The 19,532-nt window shown below is 39.8% G+C and carries 19 protein-coding genes; 16 read left to right on the top strand and 3 right to left on the bottom strand.

Features of this window, described 5'->3' with window-relative positions; genetic code table 11:
* The first annotated feature begins 27 nt into the window (after positions 1 to 27).
* Together FTU65_RS11355 and FTU65_RS11350 are read left to right on the top strand one after the other, a co-directional pair.
* The gene (locus FTU65_RS11355) at positions 28 to 1,062 is read left to right on the top strand and encodes an AraC family transcriptional regulator (protein WP_180010359.1); all 1,035 of its coding nucleotides are present in this window, start codon (positions 28 to 30) and stop codon (positions 1,060 to 1,062) included.
* A gap of 200 nt (positions 1,063 to 1,262) precedes the next feature.
* Complete coding sequence (locus tag FTU65_RS11350) at positions 1,263 to 1,616, top strand: hypothetical protein (RefSeq protein ID WP_078188566.1); 354 nt, start codon at positions 1,263 to 1,265, stop codon at positions 1,614 to 1,616.
* Between the two features lie 76 nt (positions 1,617 to 1,692).
* On the opposite strand, the gene prmC is transcribed toward FTU65_RS11350, so the two are convergent.
* Both prmC and prfA read right to left on the bottom strand, forming a co-directional pair.
* Positions 1,693 to 2,511 carry a peptide chain release factor N(5)-glutamine methyltransferase gene (gene prmC / locus FTU65_RS11345; protein ID WP_180010360.1) on the bottom strand — a complete coding sequence of 273 codons (819 nt, stop codon included), beginning with the start codon at positions 2,509 to 2,511 and terminating at the stop codon, positions 1,693 to 1,695.
* Positions 2,511 to 3,599 carry a peptide chain release factor 1 gene (prfA, locus tag FTU65_RS11340; RefSeq protein ID WP_078188570.1) on the bottom strand — a complete coding sequence of 363 codons (1,089 nt, stop codon included), beginning with the start codon at positions 3,597 to 3,599 and terminating at the stop codon, positions 2,511 to 2,513. The genes prmC and prfA overlap by 1 nt, the downstream gene beginning before the upstream one ends.
* A gap of 368 nt (positions 3,600 to 3,967) precedes the next feature.
* On the opposite strand from prfA, the gene FTU65_RS11335 reads away from it, so the two are divergent.
* The 5 genes from FTU65_RS11335 to FTU65_RS11315 all read left to right on the top strand — a co-directional run bounded on the left by FTU65_RS11335 (position 3,968) and on the right by FTU65_RS11315 (position 7,940).
* Positions 3,968 to 4,396 (top strand): glycine zipper domain-containing protein, encoded by a 429-nt coding sequence (locus FTU65_RS11335; RefSeq protein WP_078193959.1) that lies wholly within the window; start codon positions 3,968 to 3,970, stop codon positions 4,394 to 4,396.
* Between the two features lie 287 nt (positions 4,397 to 4,683).
* On the top strand, positions 4,684 to 5,211 hold the full coding sequence (locus tag FTU65_RS11330; protein WP_168377731.1) for a hypothetical protein: 528 nt from the start codon (positions 4,684 to 4,686) through the stop codon (positions 5,209 to 5,211).
* A gap of 178 nt (positions 5,212 to 5,389) precedes the next feature.
* A complete protein-coding gene (locus FTU65_RS11325; protein WP_180010361.1) occupies positions 5,390 to 6,397 on the top strand; it encodes an LLM class flavin-dependent oxidoreductase in 1,008 nt (335 codons plus the stop codon).
* Positions 6,398 to 6,630: 233 nt separating this feature from the next.
* Entirely contained in the window at positions 6,631 to 7,107 is a 477-nt protein-coding gene (gene yiaA, locus FTU65_RS11320) for an inner membrane protein YiaA (protein ID WP_180065293.1), read from the top strand.
* A gap of 260 nt (positions 7,108 to 7,367) precedes the next feature.
* On the top strand, positions 7,368 to 7,940 hold the full coding sequence (locus FTU65_RS11315) for a flavoprotein (RefSeq protein WP_180004943.1): 573 nt from the start codon (positions 7,368 to 7,370) through the stop codon (positions 7,938 to 7,940).
* Positions 7,941 to 8,941: 1,001 nt separating this feature from the next.
* Here the strand turns inward: FTU65_RS11315 and FTU65_RS11310 are convergent.
* Complete coding sequence (locus tag FTU65_RS11310) at positions 8,942 to 9,778, bottom strand: pyruvate, water dikinase regulatory protein (RefSeq protein WP_168377735.1); 837 nt, start codon at positions 9,776 to 9,778, stop codon at positions 8,942 to 8,944.
* Between the two features lie 153 nt (positions 9,779 to 9,931).
* Here FTU65_RS11310 and ppsA point away from each other — a divergent pair, with 153 nt between their 5' ends.
* From ppsA to rpsR, 9 genes are all read left to right on the top strand, one after another.
* Entirely contained in the window at positions 9,932 to 12,310 is a 2,379-nt protein-coding gene (gene ppsA / locus FTU65_RS11305) for a phosphoenolpyruvate synthase (RefSeq protein ID WP_180010363.1), read from the top strand.
* 83 nt (positions 12,311 to 12,393) lie between these two features.
* Positions 12,394 to 13,176, top strand: a complete 783-nt coding sequence (locus FTU65_RS11300; protein WP_180010364.1) for an RDD family protein — start codon at positions 12,394 to 12,396, stop codon at positions 13,174 to 13,176.
* A gap of 302 nt (positions 13,177 to 13,478) precedes the next feature.
* Complete coding sequence (gene cyoA, locus FTU65_RS11295; RefSeq protein WP_078193967.1) at positions 13,479 to 14,546, top strand: ubiquinol oxidase subunit II; 1,068 nt, start codon at positions 13,479 to 13,481, stop codon at positions 14,544 to 14,546.
* A 3-nt stretch (positions 14,547 to 14,549) separates the two neighbouring features.
* Entirely contained in the window at positions 14,550 to 16,538 is a 1,989-nt protein-coding gene (cyoB, locus tag FTU65_RS11290) for a cytochrome o ubiquinol oxidase subunit I (protein ID WP_078193968.1), read from the top strand.
* Positions 16,539 to 16,542: 4 nt separating this feature from the next.
* Complete coding sequence (cyoC, locus tag FTU65_RS11285) at positions 16,543 to 17,163, top strand: cytochrome o ubiquinol oxidase subunit III (RefSeq protein ID WP_078188581.1); 621 nt, start codon at positions 16,543 to 16,545, stop codon at positions 17,161 to 17,163.
* Positions 17,163 to 17,489, top strand: a complete 327-nt coding sequence (locus tag FTU65_RS11280; RefSeq protein ID WP_078188582.1) for a cytochrome o ubiquinol oxidase subunit IV — start codon at positions 17,163 to 17,165, stop codon at positions 17,487 to 17,489. Before cyoC ends, FTU65_RS11280 begins: the two co-directional genes overlap by 1 nt.
* Positions 17,490 to 17,499: 10 nt before the next feature.
* Positions 17,500 to 18,378, top strand: coding sequence for a heme o synthase (gene cyoE / locus FTU65_RS11275; RefSeq protein ID WP_180066810.1), 879 nt, complete (start codon positions 17,500 to 17,502; stop codon positions 18,376 to 18,378).
* Positions 18,379 to 18,896: 518 nt separating this feature from the next.
* Entirely contained in the window at positions 18,897 to 19,283 is a 387-nt protein-coding gene (gene rpsF, locus FTU65_RS11270; protein WP_004696436.1) for a 30S ribosomal protein S6, read from the top strand.
* 12 nt (positions 19,284 to 19,295) lie between these two features.
* Positions 19,296 to 19,523, top strand: coding sequence for a 30S ribosomal protein S18 (gene rpsR / locus FTU65_RS11265; RefSeq protein WP_004278792.1), 228 nt, complete (start codon positions 19,296 to 19,298; stop codon positions 19,521 to 19,523).
* The last annotated feature ends 9 nt before the right edge of the window (positions 19,524 to 19,532 follow it).

Below are 19,532 nucleotides of genomic sequence, written 5' to 3'. Positions count from 1 at the left end.
ATTCTGAACAAGGACCTATCTGCACAAATGCCGAAGCATGGACTCGAATACAGTAAAGGGACGATTTCTATCGACTTGGTGCATGAAGCATTACACGATGCGCAACAAAAGCACTTTGATATTTCTGCTATTTTACAAAAGGCGGGTATTCCCTCTGAGTTACTGCTATCGCGTAAAACCAGAGTTTCTGTTTCTCAATATGCGGCTTTATGGACTCATCTTGCAGATGTGATGGATGATGAATTTTTTGGCATGGATCGGCATGCCATGCGACGTGGTAGTTTTAAACTACTTTCGAAAATGGTCATGCACAACAGCACCTTGGGGGATGCACTTAAGCAAATCCTACAATTTTTAAATCTGGTTTTAGATGACTTGCATAGTGATTTAACCATTGAAGATCACTTTGCTTATATCGTGATCTATGACCAACAAGCGCTTAAACGCATGTTCAGCTATGCAACATATTTGATGCTCATCCACACGCTACTGTGCTGGCTAAGTGGACAACGGATTTTATTAAACCAAATCCAATTTAAATGTGATGCACCTATTGATGATCACGACTACAAAGTTCGCTTCTGTGAAAATATTCATTACCAAGCCAGTCAAAACTACATACAGCTCGATGCCAGTTATTTAAGTCTACCAATCAAGCAAAACACACGTTCGTGGTATCAATTCTTACAACAAACACCTGAAAACCTTTTGGTACGCTTTAAAAACCCGTATGCGCTCAGCAGCCAAATTCGTAAACAACTGTTAGACGTTCCTCCTGCTGAATGGTTAGAGTTTTATGAGTTGGCGGTCAAAATGAATATGTCGGAAGCCACGATGCATCGCCGTCTTAAAAGTGAAGGTGTGAGTTATCAACAACTCAAAAATGATATCCGACGAGATACCGCCATCGATTTTTTAACCCATACCGATAAAAGCTTACAAGATATCAGTGAAGAACTAAATTTTCATGATCCGAGTGCTTTTCATCGGGCTTTTAAAAAATGGACAGGTGTCAGTCCTGGTGCATATCGACAAAATAATGCGCCTGAATTCAAGGCCTAAAATTTGATATTCGCTATTTATAAATTGAATATTCATCTAATTAATAGAAAATCAATAACTTAAAAATATTCAATAAATAGACTGACCATTCATCCTTGAACGATTGCTACTTTAGTCTAATTAGGTTATTTTTCACTCAATTTAAAGCACTTTGCTTATTTATTTTCCAATTCTCCTGCATCTCCTTGAAAGGCTTTCCTATGCTTAAGATGATTGATGTTCTTGAACAACAACTTGTTCAAAACTTTTCAGATTCTCTTTTCACTCAGATTGACGCAATTGATGAACTGTTTCATGAACAGCTTAAAACTGTCGCAGATATCGATTTGCAAAATTTGATCTCACAATTTTTTAGCACTGAAAATGCAGTTGAAGTTGCTCATGCACTGGATATCCAAGCGGATGACATTGAAGCAATTCAAGCAGGTGCAAATCTAAAAGATGAAAATTTAGTGAATGCAACTGCAAAAATTATTGCTTACTGTCTTGCAGTAGAAACAGCAGCTTTAGAACAAGTTGAAGTTTTCGATAGCTTACAAGACTACCCAATGTAAGTATTGATCGAATATCAAAAACAAAAAAATAAAGCGCATTCAATGCGCTTTATTTTTGACTATCTCTAATACCAAATCAATGTTGCCACTGACCTAAACTGACACGGTCATTACCACCATAATCTTTTACAGTCCGAACATTTCGATATCCAGCCTGTAAGAACAAATGTCTGACTGCTTCCCCTTGGTCATAACCATGTTCGAGCACCACCCAACCATTCACGGTTAAATGTTTTTTGGCTTGAAGAATGATTTGTTCAAGATCTGCAAGTCCATGATTGTCTGCAACCAAAGCACGTTCAGGCTCTGTCGCCAAATCCTTCATGTGTACATCATCAACATCGATATACGGCGGATTTGACACAATTACATCAAAGAAAGCACGTCCAAAAGGTTTCAACCAAGAACCTAAGACAAACTGCACATGTTCAAGATCATGCTTTTTGGCATTAAACTCAGCAACTTCCAAGGTAGGTTCGTAAATATCCGAAGCTACAATTGACCACTCTGGACGCTCACTGGCTAATGACAAGGCTACAGCGCCAGTTCCTGTTCCTAAATCCACCACACGAGCATCTTCAGGAAGTTCTAAACGGAGTACAGTTTCAACGAGCACTTCGGTATCAGGACGTGGCACCAAAGTGTCTTTAGTCACTTTTAAATCTAGCGTCCAAAATGGCTGAGAACCTGTGACATAAGCCAAAGGCTCACCCGCAGCAATACGAGCAAGACTTTCAACATAGAGTTGTTCTTGCTCAGCTGTTAATTCTTGATCCTTTTTCAGGATTAAATCAAAAGAATCAATCTTGGTGATGTGCTCTAACAACCACGCATTTTCCTGACGTTCATAACTTTCAGGTTCACCACGATAGGCCAAAGCCTGTGCAATATTCATCAGCCACCATTCTGCTGTGCTAATAATGCCAACTGATCGGCTTGATATTCACGATGCAAACTATCTAGCAATTCAGTCAAATCACCTTCCATCACAGCATCTAACTTATACAGTGTTAGGTTAATACGATGATCAGTCATACGACCTTGTGGATAGTTATAGGTACGAATACGCTCAGAACGGTCACCAGAACCCACCAGGTCACGACGCATTTCAGATGTCGCTGCATCTGCTGCTGCGCGTTTGGCATTTTCTAAACGAGAAACCAATAGCGCCATCGCTTTGGCTTTGTTTTTATGTTGTGAACGTTCATCCTGACATTCTACAACTGTACCCGTTGGTATATGGGTAATACGCACAGCAGAGTCAGTTTTGTTAATGTGCTGACCACCCGCACCAGATGCACGATAGGTATCAATCCGTAGTTCTGAAGGATTAATTTCAACACTAGTGTCTACATCAATTTCCGGCAAAATCGCAACAGTACATGCCGAAGTATGAACACGACCTTGTGACTCTGTTGCAGGAACACGCTGTACACGATGTGCACCACTTTCAAATTTCAAACGACCATATACGCCTTCACCATTGATGAGGCAAATCACTTCTTTATAACCGCCGTGTTCGCCGTCATTTTCAGACAACACTTCAATACGCCAACCTTGTGATTCAGCATATTTACTGTACATGCGATACAAGTCACCCGAGAAAATTGCAGCTTCGTCACCACCTGTTCCGGCACGGATTTCTAAATAAGCAGAGTTCGCATCATTCGGATCTTTTGGAATCATCAGAATGTTTAAGTCTGCTTCAAGCTGACCAATCAAAGCTTTATTTTCTTTAATTTCTTCAACAGCCATCTCTTTAAAATCTGGATCCGTCATCATTACTTCAGCAGTCTCAATATCTTCTTCTGCTTGACGGTATTTTTTCCAAACTTCAGTGATTTCAGATAAATCACTATGCTCACGTGACAACTGACGGAAACGTTTATTGTCTGAAATGACTTCTACATCTGCGAGTAATGCATTTAATTCTTCGTGACGGTCAGAGAGCTGATCTAATCGTAAACGTAACGATTCTTTCATTTTTCAAAAAATCTCAATACACAGGCTCTACCGCTAAACTTTCACGGATATGCCAAAATTCAAAATAATGGGGCTAGTGTACCGATAATGGGTCTGAAATGACATATATATTGTTTTTTGGCCTATCAATGACCCTAAATATCAAAGTGTGAACTTCATCACTCCTACCTTTCTCCATAAAGTCGTACAGATTTTCAGCATTCGACCTTTTTTTTCACAATATTAATAAAACTTATACAAACTAGACACTCAAATCACCAAATAAAGAGAAAGCTCTCCATATTTATAGCGAATAGTTTTGTTACATTTACTGCCATCGAAATGATTATCAAAAAGTCCTCGCGTTTATGAAGGACATGGAGTGAACTATGAAACTGAATACTCTTTTAATGACAGCCACTCTAGCAACTGCTTCTATGTTCACTGTGTCTGCAAATGCAGATAGTACAACACGCGTTGCTGCAGCTAGTGCATTAGGTAGTGTTGCAGGTACTGCAATTGGTAAAAACATGGGCGGTAATACCGGCGCTACAATTGGTGCTGCTCTTGGTGGTGCTGGTGGTGCTGCGGTAGCAAGTAATAAACGTAACCGTACAGAATCTGCAATCGGTGGTGCTTTAGGTGGCGGTACAGGTTATACCGTTGGTAAAAGCATGGGCGGTACAAACGGTGGTTACATTGGTTCTGCACTAGGTGCTGCTGGTGGTGCTGCTCTAGGTAATAAAATCTCTAAAGATAAAGCTTACGACAAACACCAAGAACGTAAATACAAAAAACGTTACCGTCGTCGTCACTAATTCAAAATTAGTGAGTCCTTATTGAATAGTGAAAATAGCACCTTCGGGTGCTTTTTTTATGTATCGCCTTTTTTCAAATGATAAATACAACTTTATTTATTGCACCTCAAATATGTAGATTTGCCTTCTCTCCAACCATGTCATCAATCATGTAGAAATAAAGTGCAAAATTTACATTGCAGCAACGGAATACGTATTTTATTTCACATCACGCTCCAAATATTCGCTATGTGTTTTCATATATTGATATCAACAGATAAACATCATGCTTCGTAAGGAGTTTAAAAATGAAAATTAATAAAATTCTATTCAGTGCAGCAATTGCCGCTTCAGCACTTACTATGACTGCAACACATGCAGGTAATAGCACCAATACTGCATTAACATCTGCTTTAGGTGGTGTTGTTGGTGCAGCAATCGGTAACCAAGTTGGCGGCCAAACTGGCGCAATGATTGGTTCAGCAATTGGTGGCGGTGCAGGTGCAGCAGCATCGGCAAACAAACGTGACCGTAATGGTGCCATCATCGGTGGTGCACTTGGTGGCGCAGGTGGTTATACCGTAGGTAAAAACATGGGCGGCACAAACGGTGGTTATATCGGTGCTGCACTTGGTTCAGCTGGTGGTTCTGCACTAGGTAAAAAAGTGTCTGAAGACCGTCGCTATGATGACCGTTATAATGGTCGTTATGATGATCGCTATGACCGTCGTTATAACAACCGTGGCTATCGTACCAATAATTATAGCTACAACGACCGAGGCTACCGTGGAGACAATGGTCGTCACTTAGGTTGGTACAAAAACGGTAAACGTTAATCGATATATTTCAATGGAAAAAAATCAGCACCTTCGGGTGCTTTTTTTGTATAAAAAAAAGTTTAGATATATCTAAAGTTGTCTTTTTACACCGTCCCACGACCATATCGAGTTTATTCGATATACATTCAGCTTTTTATATCGTATTATTTCGATATAAAGATCTCTGAGAGAAAACATGCGTACTCTAGCCGATACAAAATTTTCAATACTTGAACTCGCACCTGTTCGAAATGATAAAACCATCGAATTTTCACTCAAACATGCACTCCAGTTAGCACAGAAAGCAGAACAACTTGGCTATGACCGTCTATGGTTAGCCGAACACCACAATATGGACGGCATCGCAAGTTCTGCAACTGCGGTTTTACTTGGCTATCTCTTAGCAAATACACAATCTATCAAGCTCGGTTCAGGCGGGATTATGTTGCCCAACCATGCGCCTTTAGTTGTCGCTGAACAATTTGGCACACTTGAAACGTTATATCCTGGCCGCATTGAACTCGGCTTAGGTCGGGCACCAGGTACCGACCAAACCACCATGCGCGCTTTACGCCGTGGCCGTCAGGAAACCGAAGATCAATTTCCACAAGATGTCCTTGAGATATTGCAATACTTTAAAGCACCTGAGCCACAGCAGCGCATCATTGCTACACCGGGACAAAATACACATGTTCCTGTATGGCTTTTAGGTTCAAGTCTGTTCAGTGCACAACTCGCTGCACGTTTAGGTTTACCCTATTCTTTTGCTTCACATTTCGCACCACGCATGCTTGGACAAGCAATTCAGCTCTATCGTGAAAATTTCCAAGCATCCGAATATTTAGATCAACCTTATGTGTCTATGGGCGTACCAACGGTTGTCGCCGAAACAAATGAAGAAGCAGAATATCTGGCAACGAGTGCTTATCAACGCGTTTTAGGTTTAATGCGTGGTCAAAGTTTAAAACTCAAAGCTCCAGTCGACAGTATGCAAGGCTTATGGTCTGCTACAGAGAAGATGTCTGTTGATAATTTCTACGCTATGGGACAAGTCGGTTCAAATGCAACCGTTCGAGCAGGTTTAGAAAACCTACTCACCAAATATGACGTTGATGAATTTATTTTCACCTGTGACATTTACGATACCGATAAGCGCATTGAAAACTTCGAACGTTTAATGCAAATCAAAAATGATCTCGCTTAAGACTCTAAACTTAATGATCTAATCCAAGCGTTTAATCCGTCTAAAGGTAGAATTGTGACTACATGTTTTGTGGCTCTTTAGACGGATAGCAGTCAACAGATAATATGGTTTCGGCTAACAACGCCCAAACCTGTACTTAAAAACCATCATTGCCTCAACGAAATAATTGCTTTACTCATTTTTATTACTGTATAAATATTAAACATAAGCAAAACAAAGAGAAAAATAAGCAAATGAGCCAATATATTAATAAACCCACACCCGCATTTATCGCAGCAAGTTGGTGTGCCCTCATTTTAGGCGCTGTGGTGTTTTGCATAGGTTTATTCAATGCAAATATGATGTTGAATGAAAAAGGCTTTTATCTCATTTTATTGCTTTATGGATTATTTTCATCGGTTTCACTACAAAAAATCATTCGTGACCGTTTAGAAGGAATGCATGTCACTGCAATCTACTTTGGACTGTGCTGGGCATCCGTCATTATTTGCCTCGTACTTCTTGCCATTGGTCTATGGAATGCTGAACTGGCATTAAGTGAAAAAGGGTTTTACATGATGGCTTTCCTAATGAGTCTGTTTGGTGCAGTTGCTGTACAAAAAAATATTCGTGATATGGACTATTTACGTACACATACCGACCAACCCGAACTTAAACATTCAACCACGAGTCAGCTTGACTATAGCTCACAAGATGATGAACCACTTTAAAACTCACAAAATTTATAGATCTCAAAAGCCGTTCATGCAGGTCGCTCATTATTTCGACCTGCTTGAGCGAAAGATGAACTTCAACGCATAAAAAAATCAGTTCACTCCTAGAAATCTATAAATGACAAGGGCCAAGCAAATCAATTCTAGACAAATTGCATGACTCATCAGACTGAAAAAACGCTTTACCCCAACTGGCCCATCACAGAATATATTCCTATCTAAGACTCAACTAAAAAAACAAAAGATAAGGAATAAATATGGCCAACAAGCAGGATGCAACCCACCATATTTTTAATAATCATCTAGAAGATTTTGAACACTTTCGTGGAACGATCATCAGTTCAGAACAGATCAAAGATTATGATTTTAAGAATCAAAAAATCGCAATTATTGGGATAGATCAGCATGTGGTCTCTGAACTACATCATCTATGTCAGGTTGCAGATAACATCATGGTCTATCAAATCAAACCGCAATTTGTCTTACCACGCACCGAACGTCTACTGAATAAATTAATCCAGCACCCACTGATTGCAAAAAATCGACGTTTATTTAGCAATCGTATTAAGAGTATTTTGGCGATTCGCTTTTTAGAAGATCAAGTGCCGAACCATTGGTTAAGACATTTACTCAGTCCAAATACCGCAATTCAGAACAAAACCTTCCTAAAATCGGATCATTATTATGCAGCATTACAGCAGCCCAACTGCATCTTAAACACTTGGCCTATTGCAAAAATTCAGAGTAATTCAATCACGGCTTTAGATGAGCATACGTTTGAGTGTGATGTCATTGTGCGCAGCGAATCTAACCAGCCTAAAGAAAAGTAATTACATTGCAATTATTTTCACATGACAATTACTAGAATTTATCCGATTGATCAAAACTCACAACACCAATAGCCATCTCTGGTGGCTTTTGCTAGATCCCCTACGTTATTGAATACTTCTATTCGGTAAGGCTAAGGATTCTTAAAAATCCATAAATGAAAATAGCTTTAATCGTGCTACATGCTTTTTCAGCGCTCAGACTTAAATCATGCCTCCGACCTGCATCATCAGCTACAGTTCATTTATAGAAGTGCGATTTTTGAATAGTTATGATCAATTCTTCATGAAAATTTTATTTCAAACCAATAAATTTTCAGTCTCTTAATTTTGTCTTACACAACTCTTTTAATGACTAATTATAAGTAGGAAAATTTATACCGATGCTCATATTCAGCCGACATTTACTTATGTTCTAATCTATATTCAATAAGAAAATAACTGCTAAAAATCCAATTTTAATATCACTTCATATCTGCTTTTAAAGCCTAAATAGTCTCAATTCGAGCATTCCCCACCCACATCAATTAAATAAATGATGCCATTTCTTGAGATTTAACACCTAAAAGCGACTGTTTGATTATTTTTTATTCTATTTTCTGCCTATTTTTTTAGCATTTAAATCAGTATTTTTTAAAATTATGATCAAATATTAAACTGTATGTGCTAAATCTAGTATATACACTACTCTTATCAAGTAGATTATTCAGGCTTAATTCATAGATAAAAACACAGCAATACACGGATTATTTTAAAAGATTGAAGCTGTCAATTAGGCCATATTTTATAAATTTTCAGCCAAAAAAATTCATCAAATTGGTACACATTTGAATACAGAATTTGCTTAAATTTTAAGTCTAAATGTTGAGAAAAATTTTCATCAATATTTTAAATATTTATCATTCATTAAAAGTATGACAAGTCAAAAATTAATACTATTTTTATATAATTTATACAGTAATTTATTATCATTAAAAGAGCCACCAAAGTGGCTCAATTTACACTTAACCAATGCGACGCTTCAGTCCGGTCATTTGTAAAACACGTGTTGAAATTTCTTCAATCGACATTTCTGACACGTTTAAGTATTTGATTCCTTCAGAAATATAAATACCTTCAATCGCACGTAGTTCCATTTGGCACTGACTAAAACTTGCATAACGACTATTGGCCTTACGCTCTGAACGAATTGCTACAAGGCGCTCTGCATCAATCATCAAGCCAAATAACTTATGTTTATGCTCACGTAAAACTGCAGGTAAACGGTTGTCATCCAAGTCTTCTTCTGTCAACGGATAGTTCGCTACACGAATACCAAATTGCAAAGAGAGATAGATGGAAGTCGGTGTTTTACCCGAACGTGACACGCCGATTAAAATCAAATCAGCTTTATCATAATGACGAGTACGTGCCCCATCATCGTTATCTAAAGCAAAATGCACCGCATCAATACGTGCTTTATAAGACTCAGAATCTGTTACTGCATGGGTTTGACCGACTAAAGTTGTAGGAGCTGTACCCAACTCGTCCGACAATTTACTAATAAGCCCCTCAAAAACATCAAGATTTACTGCATCTGCCGTATTAATAATGTCACGTACATACGGGTCAACAAGGGTGTCAAACACCAAAGGCTTTTGACCGTCTTGCTGCGCTCTAAGATTGATCTCTGCAACCACATTTGTAGCTGCTTCTTCAGAGGTAATATAAGGAATAATATGAATGTCAAAATCTACATGAGGGAACTGGGCTAACAGTGAATGACCAAGCGTTTCTGCGGTAATCGCTGTCCCATCCGAAACAAAGAAAACACTACGCTGAATCTGTTTACCTTCTGACATTAAAATTCTCCTCCAAAATTTGTCTTAGTGCTATATAATCATTATAGTAAACCATCTTACATGACTGTCACTTAGTAAATTTAGAATGCTAAGTAATTTGTTATAATTTCATGCCAAGATAGTGATTAATACTGCAAAAGTGGAGTAACAACTTTGGAAGCGCGCGTAATTGGTCTAGAAAAATTAGGGAAACACGACGTAGAACTCGTGGGTGGTAAAAACTCATCATTAGGTGAAATGATCAGCCATCTAGCAAATGCTGGTGTATCTGTTCCTGGTGGTTTTGCTACTACAGCTCAAGCATATCGTGAATTCCTCGAGCAAAGTGGCCTAAACGCTAAAATTAACGCTGAACTTGCTGCACTCAATGTTGACGATGTAAATGCACTTGCTGAAACTGGTGCAAAAATCCGTCAATGGATTGTAGACACTCCGCTTACAGCTGAACTTGAAACAGAAATTCGTGAGGCTTTCACAGCTCTTTCAAACGGCAACCCTGATATCGCGGTTGCCGTTCGCTCATCTGCAACAGCAGAAGACTTACCAGATGCTTCATTTGCTGGCCAACAAGAAACTTTCTTGAACATCCGTGGTATCGACAACGTCCTTATTGCGATTAAAGAAGTATTTGCTTCACTTTATAACGACCGCGCAATTTCTTACCGTGTACACCAAAACTTCGCACATGACGTCGTTGCGTTATCTGCAGGTGTTCAACGCATGGTTCGCTCTGAAACAGGCGCAGCTGGTGTAATGTTTACACTAGATACAGAATCTGGTTTCCGTGACGCAGTTTTCATCACAGCATCTTATGGCTTGGGTGAAATGGTTGTACAAGGTGCAGTTAACCCTGACGAATTCTATGTATCTAAACCACTTCTAAATGCAGGCAAACACGCTGTATTACGTCGTAACCTTGGTTCTAAACACCAAAAAATGATTTATGGTGAAGAAGGCGCTGCTGGTAAATCAGTGGTTGTTGTAGACGTTGAAAAAGCAGATCGTCAACAATTCGCTTTAAATGACCACGAACTTCAAGAACTTGCAAAACAAGCATTGATCATTGAAAACCATTACGGTTCTGCAATGGACATCGAATGGGCGAAAGATGGTGATGACGGTCAAATCTATATCGTTCAAGCACGTCCTGAAACTGTGAAAAGTCGCCAAAGCGTAGGTACAATGGAGCGCTACCTTTTAAAACAAAAAGGTACAGTGATTTGTGAAGGCCGTTCAATCGGTCAACGTATCGGTTCTGGTCGTGTACGTATTGTGACTTCAATCAAAGAAATGGACAAAGTGCAAGACGGCGACGTACTTGTATCTGACATGACTGACCCAGACTGGGAACCAGTAATGAAACGTGCTGCTGCGATTGTCACTAACCGTGGTGGTCGTACTTGTCACGCTGCAATTATTGCACGTGAACTTGGTGTCCCTGCAATCGTAGGTTGTGGTAATGCAACTGAAGTATTAACTGATGGTCAAGAAGTGACTGTTTCTTGTGCTGAAGGTGACACAGGCTTTATTTACGAAGGTGCTTTGGACTTTGAAATCCAACGCAACTCTATCGAATCTATGCCTAAACTTCCGTTCAAAATCATGATGAACGTAGGTAACCCTGACCGCGCATTTGACTTTGCTCAAATTCCTAACGAAGGTGTTGGTCTTGCTCGTCTTGAGTTCATCATCAACCGTATGATCGGTGTACATCCTAAAGCATTGCTTAACATTGACAGCCTACCACGTGAAACTCGTGCTGCTGTAATGTCACGTACTGCGGGTTATGCATCTCCTATCGAATTCTATGTTGAAAAACTAGTTGAAGGCATTTCTACACTTGCTGCAGCGTTTGCTGACAAACCAGTGATTGTTCGTATGTCTGACTTTAAGTCAAACGAATATGCAAACTTAATCGGTGGTAAGTTATACGAACCTGAAGAAGAAAACCCAATGCTTGGCTTCCGTGGTGCAAGCCGTTATGTGTCTGACAACTTCCGTGACTGCTTCGAACTTGAATGCCGCGCACTGAAAAAAGCACGTGACGAAATGGGCTTAACCAACATTCAAATCATGATTCCTTTCGTACGTACTGTTGCTGAAGCGAAACGTGTTATTGAATTGTTAGCGCTTAACGGTCTTAAACGTGGTGAAAATGGTCTTAAAGTGATCATGATGTGTGAACTTCCAACTAACGCTTTGTTGGCTGAACAGTTCCTTGAACACTTCGACGGTTTCTCTATCGGTTCTAACGACTTAACTCAGTTAACACTCGGTCTAGACCGTGACTCTGGTATCGTTTCTCACCTATTTGATGAACGTGATCCAGCCGTTAAAGCACTTCTTTCTATGGCAATCCATGCTTGTCGTAAAGCTGGCAAATACGTAGGTATTTGTGGTCAAGGCCCTTCAGATCACCCTGACCTAGCTAAATGGTTAATGGAACAAGGCATTGAGTCTGTTTCGCTTAACCCAGACTCAGTATTAGACACTTGGTTCTTCCTTTCTGAAGAAAAAGCTCAACAAGCTTAATAAACTGTGTTAAAAAAAGACCCACATGTGGGTCTTTTTTTTTTATTTATACTTTTACAGACGTTTTTTGAGATTTTAGTTTTATGCAGATTTACTTGGCACGAAATAACCAACAAGCTGGTCCCTACACCTTAGAACAACTTAACCAAATGCTCGCGAGCCAACAAGTGTTACTCACGGACTTGGTTTGGCACCAAGGTATGACCGAATGGAAAGCTTTGGGTGAACTCACTCAAGGTCAGTTGGTTTATATGCCTGCAGGATATACTGCACCAACAGCATTCGAATCAAATCAAACTGCAACTACACCATCAAATACCTACGCACAGTCTCAAGCGGTAAAAGAGCAAACTAGCCTAGCAAGTATTCCTAAACGTGTCCTGGCTAAAATCGTCGATTTACTCCTTTGGATACCGGCAACTTTTATCTTAACGGCATTTTTTAATCCAAGTGAAAAGACACAATTTGCCAATCTAAATGAACAGTTTATGCAAGCTGTGATGACCCCAAATGCTGACCCCAATGTTTTACAAGCACTACAAACACAAATGGTTGAAATGTTTCCCAACCAAGCTTGGATTGCAATGTTTGCGTATCTCTTCATTATGCTTTTCATTCAAGCATATTTGATTGCTAAATCAGGTCAAAGCATTGGTAAAAAAATCACCAAGATTAAAATTGTAGATGCCGAAACCAGTCAACCTGTAAACCTCATGCGTGGCTTCACTTTACGCAGTGTTTTATTTATTTTCCTGAACTTTTTATCGATGCCTTTAAGCGCAATCATTGATTCCGTTTTTATTTTCGGCAAAAAGCGTCAAACCTTGCATGACAAATTGGCAAAAACCAAGGTAATAAACCAATAATTTTCACTTTTATTCAGGGATGATTTTCTCATCCCTTTTTTGTGCATTATATTGAAATTAAAATAAAATTTAGATAAAAAAAATACAATCCCGACTAGCAAAATAGGGTTTTAATACAGTCATTTAAAGCATCTTTATGTATAGCTTAGTTTGCCGATATCAGGCATAATGCCCTACAACGTAGCGGTGTCACATGATTGTGACTGTTTTTTCATGTCTGAAAAAATCACAATCATGCGACACTTTATTCGCTATCCCAAATTTTAAATTTAGGGAATGGGACTCTTCACCGAGGTTGTAAAATGAGACAAACAATTTTAGCTGTATTGTCTTTATCTGCGATCGCTGCACTCTTAACTGGGTGTGGTGGTGATATGGTACTTCTAAACTCAAAAGGTCCAGTTGCTGAAGGTCAGTCAAACCTCATGCTTACTGCGATCTACCTAATGTTGTTGGTAGTTATTCCATCAGCACTTATGGCTCTTTGGTTTGGTTGGAAATATCGCGCGTCAAATAAAGATGCAGACTATGCACCTACTTGGGCACACTCGACTGCAATTGAAGTTGTAGTTTGGGGTATTCCCGTAATTATTATCGCTATTTTAGCTTGGTTAACTTGGTGGGGTTCCCACAAGTATGACCCTTACCGTCCACTCGAGTCAGATAAAGCTCCTTTAACTGTTCAAGTTATTGCTGAACAATTTAAATGGATCTTCATCTACCCTGAACAAGGCATCGCGACTGTAAACGAGATCCGCTTCCCTGAGAAAACTCCTGTAAGCCTTCGTTTAACATCTAACTTCACAATGAACTCATTTTTCATTCCGGCGTTAGGTGGTCAGATTTATGCTATGGCAGGTATGCAAACTCACTTGAACTTATTAGCTGATGAAACTAGTCCTGCTGAAGGCTTCCGTGGTTTCTCTTCTAACTATTCAGGTTATGGCTTCTCACAAATGCGCTTCCGTGCACATGCTGTGACTGATGCTCAGTTTGCTGAATGGGTTTCTGCTGTTAAAGCTGGTAATGGTTCTTCAGTTAATCCTGAAGCGGTTCAAAAAACTGTTTTAGACCAAGCTGAATTTGCAACCTTACGTGACGGCAACCGTTCTAAACACCAGATCGAAGTTTTAGTTGCCAAAGCAACTACTCCTGAAGAGAAGGCTCTAGCTGAAGCAATGAAGCCTTACCCTACTAAGCCACACCCAGTGACTTACTATTCTTCAGTTGAACCTAAATTGTTCGAATCAGTGATTAACAAATACATGAGCAACTACCACGGTGCTGATCATACAGCTACTGTTGGACACGAAGCTGCTGCTTCTGAAGCTCATGCAGGCGTTGAACATGCGACTGTTGCAGGGGAATAAGACATGAGCTTATTAGGTAAGTTAGGACCAGATGCAATTCCACACGACCCAATCGTGTTGGTTACTGTTGCAATGATGATCCTTGGCGGTATCGCAATTGTTGCTGGTATCACCTACTTTAAAAAATGGGGCTACTTGTGGAACGAATGGTTCACATCTGTAGACCATAAAAAAATTGGTATCATGTATATCCTCGTGTCAATTGTCATGCTTGTGCGTGGTTTTGCCGATGCGATTATGATGCGTCTTCAACTGTTCCTTGCAAAAGGTGGCGGTGAAGGTTACTTACACCCAGAACACTATGACCAGATCTTTACTGCCCATGGCGTAATCATGATCTTCTTCGTAGCAATGGGTCTAGTTGTTGGTTTAATGAACGTTGCTGTACCACTTCAAATTGGCGCACGTGACGTAGCATTCCCATTATTAAACTCTCTTAGCTTCTGGTTATTCGCCGGCGCTGCGGGCTTAATGATGGCTTCTCTTGCAATTGGTGAATTCGCTGCAACAGGTTGGATGGCTTACCCTCCACTTTCTGGCATCGAATACTCTCCAGGTGTAGGTGTAGACTACTATATCTGGGCACTTCAGGTTTCTGGTCTAGGTACGCTTCTTACTGGTGTTAACTTCTTCGTTACCATCATCAAAATGCGTGCGCCTGGCATGAAACTTATGGACATGCCTATTTTCACTTGGACTGCATTAGTTACTGTAGTGCTTATCGTTGCAACATTCCCAGTTTTGACTGCGACTATTGCAATGCTTTCACTTGACCGTTACTTCGGCTTCCATTTCTTTACAAATGACATGGGTGGTAGCCCAATGTTGTATGTAAACTTGATTTGGACTTGGGGTCACCCGGAAGTTTACATCTTGGTATTACCAGCTTTTGGTATTTACTCAGAAGTTACTGCTGTGTTCTCACGCAAAGCGTTGTTCGGCTACAAATCTATGGTGTACGCAACTGTAGCAATTGGTGTTCTTTCACTAGTTGTATGGGTTCACCACTTCTTTACAATGGGTGCTGGTGCCAACGTTAACGCGTTCTTCGGTATCATGACCATGATCATTGCGATCCCTACTGGTGTGAAAATCTTCTCTTGGTTATTCACCATGTACAAGGGCCGCATCACCTATACAACTCCAATGCTTTGGACACTTGGCTTCCTTGTGACTTTCGGTATTGGTGGTTTAACAGGCGTATTAATGGCAGTTCCACCAGCGGACTTCTTAGTACACAACTCTTTATTCCTTATCGCTCACTTCCATAACGTAATTATTGGTGGTGTAGTGTTCGCGATGTTCGCGGGTATCATTTTCTACTGGCCAAAAATGTTTGGTTGGAAATTGAATGAAACTTGGGGTAAAGCAGCGTTCTGGTTCTGGTTCTTCGGTTTCTACTTTGCATTCATGCCACTTTATATCCTTGGTTTCATGGGTATGACTCGTCGTTTGAATACATATGACAACCCTGAATGGGATCCGTACTTAGCGATCGCTTTATTTGGTTCTGTATTGGTTGCTATCGGTATCTTCTGTTTTGTTATGCAAATCGTTGTTGGTTTCCTTCAACGCAAAGACAACATGGACGTTACTGGCGATATCTGGGATGGTCGTACTCTTGAGTGGGCTACTTCATCTCCTTCACCATTCTATAACTTTGCTTATCTTCCAAAGATCAATGGTATTGATACTTTCTGGACTGACAAAGAAAATGGTGTAGCTTACGCTAAGCCAACTACATACGAAGACATCCATATGCCTACAAACCGTGCGGCAGGTTTCGTAATTGCAATGTTTATTACAGTTATGGGCTTCGCATTAATCTGGCATATCTGGTGGTTAGTCGTTGTAACTTTCATTGCTTCAATTATCAGCTTCATCGTTTCTTCTTTCACTAAGAAAGTTGACTACTATGTTCCAGCTGCAGAAGTTGAACGTATTGAAAATGAACGCTACGCGCTTCTTGAAAAACATTTGAAGAAGGACTAAGACAATGGCTGAAGTACTTCATCACGACAACCACGGACATGACGAACATCATCATCACGATGATACTGACATCACTGTCTTTGGTTTCTGGACTTACTTGATGAGTGACTTGGTTCTTTTCGGGACACTCTTCATCGCGTTCGCTGTATTAAGTAGCCACGTTCCAGTGGGTACGCCAAGTGCACAAGAGCTGTTTGGTGAATCTTTAGGTTTCGTTTTAACTGAAACTTTCGCCCTTCTTATCTCTTCTGTAACTTTTGGTTTTGCTGTTCTTGCAGCATACAAGAAAAATGTTGGTCAAGTTTTAACTTGGTTAGCAGTTACTTGGGTATTTGGTGCAGCCTTCATTGGCATGGAACTTTATGAGTTCAATCATTTAGTTCATGCTGGTCATGGCCCAAGCACAAGTGCGTTCTTATCTGCGTTCTTTACTTTAGTTGGTACGCACGGTATTCACGTAACTTCTGGTTTGGTATGGATGCTTGTGTTGATGTTCCAAATCAAGAAATATGGTTTGACACTTCCAAACACTCGTCGTCTTGCTTGCCTAAGCTTGTTCTGGCACTTCCTTGACATCGTTTGGATCTGCGTATTCAGCGTTGTTTACTTGATGGGAGTTATCTAATGAGTCACGATCATAACTCTGCTGGTGCAGCTCACGGTAACGTTAAACAATATACAATCGGTTTTATCCTTTCTGTTCTACTTACCGTAATTCCATTCGGTATGGTAATGGCAGGTGGTTTTAGCCGTGGTCTATTGGTTGCCGTAATCGCGATTACTGCGGTTGCTCAGGTTCTTATTCAGTTAGTTTACTTCCTGCATATGAACTCTTCTTCAGAGCAACGCTGGAACGTGATTGCATTTGTTTATACAATCCTCACAATTGCTATCCTTTTAGTAGGTTCTGTGTGGATTATGAACTACCTTCACTTCAACATGATGATCTAAACTGGTCGTCATGCTGAAAAAGTATTTATTCCTGACTAAACCAGGAATTCTCTTTGGTAACTTTGTTACCGCTTTGGGTGGCTACTTTGTAGCTGCCCAAGGTTCTGTAGATTTCCTTCTGTTGCTTCTCACCCTCTTAGGCACCCTCTTTGTGGTCGCTTCTGGATGTGTTGTCAATAACGTTATTGACCAAGACATCGATTCAAAAATGCAACGCACTCAAAATCGTGCGATGGTTAAAAAATCAATCTCGATTCCTGTTGCTTTAGTTTTTGCTTTAGTTTTAGGTGTATTTGGTTTTAGCATTTTATGGTTCTGGGTAAATGCTTACGCTTTTCTTTTTGCTGTTATTGGTTTTGTCGTATACGTTGGTTTTTACAGCTTATGGACAAAACGAACAACAATTCATCAAACCATTATCGGCAGTCTTTCTGGCGCAGCGCCACCTGTAATCGGGTATACGGCTGTTGCAAACCAGTTTGATTTAGGTGCATTACTGATTTTTATTGGTTATGCATTTTGGCAAATGCCTCATTCTTGGGGAATTGCAGTTTACCGATTTGATGACTACAAAAATGCAGGAATTCCAATTTTACCTGTAGCACGTTCAATTCACCGTACCAAAGTTGAATCTTTGGTTTACGTGATTTTGTTCTGCATCACCATGAACGGTTTATACTTTTATGGTTATGCCAATTGGATTTATATGATTGTCCTGAATGCCTTAAGTCTGTATTGGATTTATTTAACCATTCAAGGATTCAAAGCTGAAGATGATCAAGTTTGGGCAAAACAATATTTCATGTTTTCGGTCAAATTGATCACAGTGATTAGTTTAATTTTTTGTTTTACTTCCACTGCCCCTCTAAAGCCAATTGTATTTTTTTAAAAAAGATAGAGTTTTACTCTATCTTTTTTATTTCTAGATATCTTCAATGCAAAGCAAAAATTTAAGTCGAAATACTGCTATACACACTAAAACTGTTTTAACGCTGATTCTCCCAATATCTACCCATGTACAATAAATTTCAGACAAGTACAAAAATATTTCATATTCGTACTAGCATTCAAAGCGATATCTACAATCAAATATGACAAAAGACCTTTAATTTAAATCAAATTTATATCATTACAACGTCTATATGTTCTTAACTCATAAAATACAAGATAAGCTCCCCAAGATTGAGAACAAATATCCTATTTTACAATCTGCATCCGATTCTAGTTGCGTCCTAAAGATAGTCATTAAACCACAAAATAATTAAGCCTTTTTAGGCGTATACCTTGTATTTCAAACCTAAACGCTCTAGAATTCACGCTTCGCAATTATTGCGACACAACTTTGGTTGTGACTCCTTGCTTCAATCAATTAATGATTGGGGCTGCCTAAACCGTAAGGAGCTGACAATGCGTCACTACGAAATCGTACTATTGGTACATCCAGACCAAAGCGATCAAGTTGTGGGTATGGTAGAACGTTACCTAACTCACATCAAAGAAGCTGAAGGTCAAATCCACCGTCTTGAAGACTGGGGTCGTCGTCAATTGGCTTACCCAATCAACAAGATCCACAAAGCTCACTACATTCTTATGAATGTTGAGTGTGGTCAAACTACTCTTGATGAGCTAGAAGAATTGTTCCGTTACAACGATGCAATCATTCGTAGCCTTATCATCCGTCGTGAAAACGCTATCACTGAAGAGTCACTATTGGCTAAGAGTGCTGAAGAAAAACGTGCGCGTAAAGCTCAACGTGAAGAAGCACAACAAGCTCAAGACTCTGCTGAAGCATAAGGAGAACATAACATGGCACGTTTTTACCGTCGTCGCAAGTTCTGCCGCTTTACAGCTGAGAACGTTACGTACATCGACTACAAAGATATCGACACTTTAAAACAGTACATCACTGAAAACGGCAAGATTGTTCCTAGCCGTATTACAGGTACTAAAGCTCGTTACCAACGTCAATTAGCGCTTGCTATCAAACAAGCTCGCTACTTGTCTTTGATCCCTTACACTGACAATCATAAGTGAGGTTGAGCT

Source organism: Acinetobacter sp. YH12129 (genome assembly GCF_013418685.1).
GTDB classification, from domain to species: Bacteria; Pseudomonadota; Gammaproteobacteria; order Pseudomonadales; family Moraxellaceae; genus Acinetobacter; species Acinetobacter amyesii.
The sequence above is the reverse complement of the archived record's forward strand: the minus strand, read 5'-3'. Positions and strand labels throughout refer to the sequence as shown.

What these genes read in the sequence shown, in the direction of transcription:
- FTU65_RS11355 (WP_180010359.1), top strand. Translation starts at nt 28, where the DNA reads ATGCCGAAGCATGGACTCGAATACAGTAAAGGGACGATTTCTATCGAC.
- FTU65_RS11350 (WP_078188566.1), top strand. Translation starts at nt 1,263, where the DNA reads ATGCTTAAGATGATTGATGTTCTTGAACAACAACTTGTTCAAAACTTT.
- prmC (WP_180010360.1), bottom strand. Translation starts at nt 2,511, where the DNA reads ATGAATATTGCACAGGCTTTGGCCTATCGTGGTGAACCTGAAAGTTAT.
- prfA (WP_078188570.1), bottom strand. Translation starts at nt 3,599, where the DNA reads ATGAAAGAATCGTTACGTTTACGATTAGATCAGCTCTCTGACCGTCAC.
- FTU65_RS11335 (WP_078193959.1), top strand. Translation starts at nt 3,968, where the DNA reads ATGAAACTGAATACTCTTTTAATGACAGCCACTCTAGCAACTGCTTCT.
- FTU65_RS11330 (WP_168377731.1), top strand. Translation starts at nt 4,684, where the DNA reads ATGAAAATTAATAAAATTCTATTCAGTGCAGCAATTGCCGCTTCAGCA.
- FTU65_RS11325 (WP_180010361.1), top strand. Translation starts at nt 5,390, where the DNA reads ATGCGTACTCTAGCCGATACAAAATTTTCAATACTTGAACTCGCACCT.
- yiaA (WP_180065293.1), top strand. Translation starts at nt 6,631, where the DNA reads ATGAGCCAATATATTAATAAACCCACACCCGCATTTATCGCAGCAAGT.
- FTU65_RS11315 (WP_180004943.1), top strand. Translation starts at nt 7,368, where the DNA reads ATGGCCAACAAGCAGGATGCAACCCACCATATTTTTAATAATCATCTA.
- FTU65_RS11310 (WP_168377735.1), bottom strand. Translation starts at nt 9,778, where the DNA reads ATGTCAGAAGGTAAACAGATTCAGCGTAGTGTTTTCTTTGTTTCGGAT.
- FTU65_RS11300 (WP_180010364.1), top strand. Translation starts at nt 12,394, where the DNA reads ATGCAGATTTACTTGGCACGAAATAACCAACAAGCTGGTCCCTACACC.
- cyoA (WP_078193967.1), top strand. Translation starts at nt 13,479, where the DNA reads ATGAGACAAACAATTTTAGCTGTATTGTCTTTATCTGCGATCGCTGCA.
- cyoB (WP_078193968.1), top strand. Translation starts at nt 14,550, where the DNA reads ATGAGCTTATTAGGTAAGTTAGGACCAGATGCAATTCCACACGACCCA.
- cyoC (WP_078188581.1), top strand. Translation starts at nt 16,543, where the DNA reads ATGGCTGAAGTACTTCATCACGACAACCACGGACATGACGAACATCAT.
- FTU65_RS11280 (WP_078188582.1), top strand. Translation starts at nt 17,163, where the DNA reads ATGAGTCACGATCATAACTCTGCTGGTGCAGCTCACGGTAACGTTAAA.
- cyoE (WP_180066810.1), top strand. Translation starts at nt 17,500, where the DNA reads ATGCTGAAAAAGTATTTATTCCTGACTAAACCAGGAATTCTCTTTGGT.
- rpsF (WP_004696436.1), top strand. Translation starts at nt 18,897, where the DNA reads ATGCGTCACTACGAAATCGTACTATTGGTACATCCAGACCAAAGCGAT.
- rpsR (WP_004278792.1), top strand. Translation starts at nt 19,296, where the DNA reads ATGGCACGTTTTTACCGTCGTCGCAAGTTCTGCCGCTTTACAGCTGAG.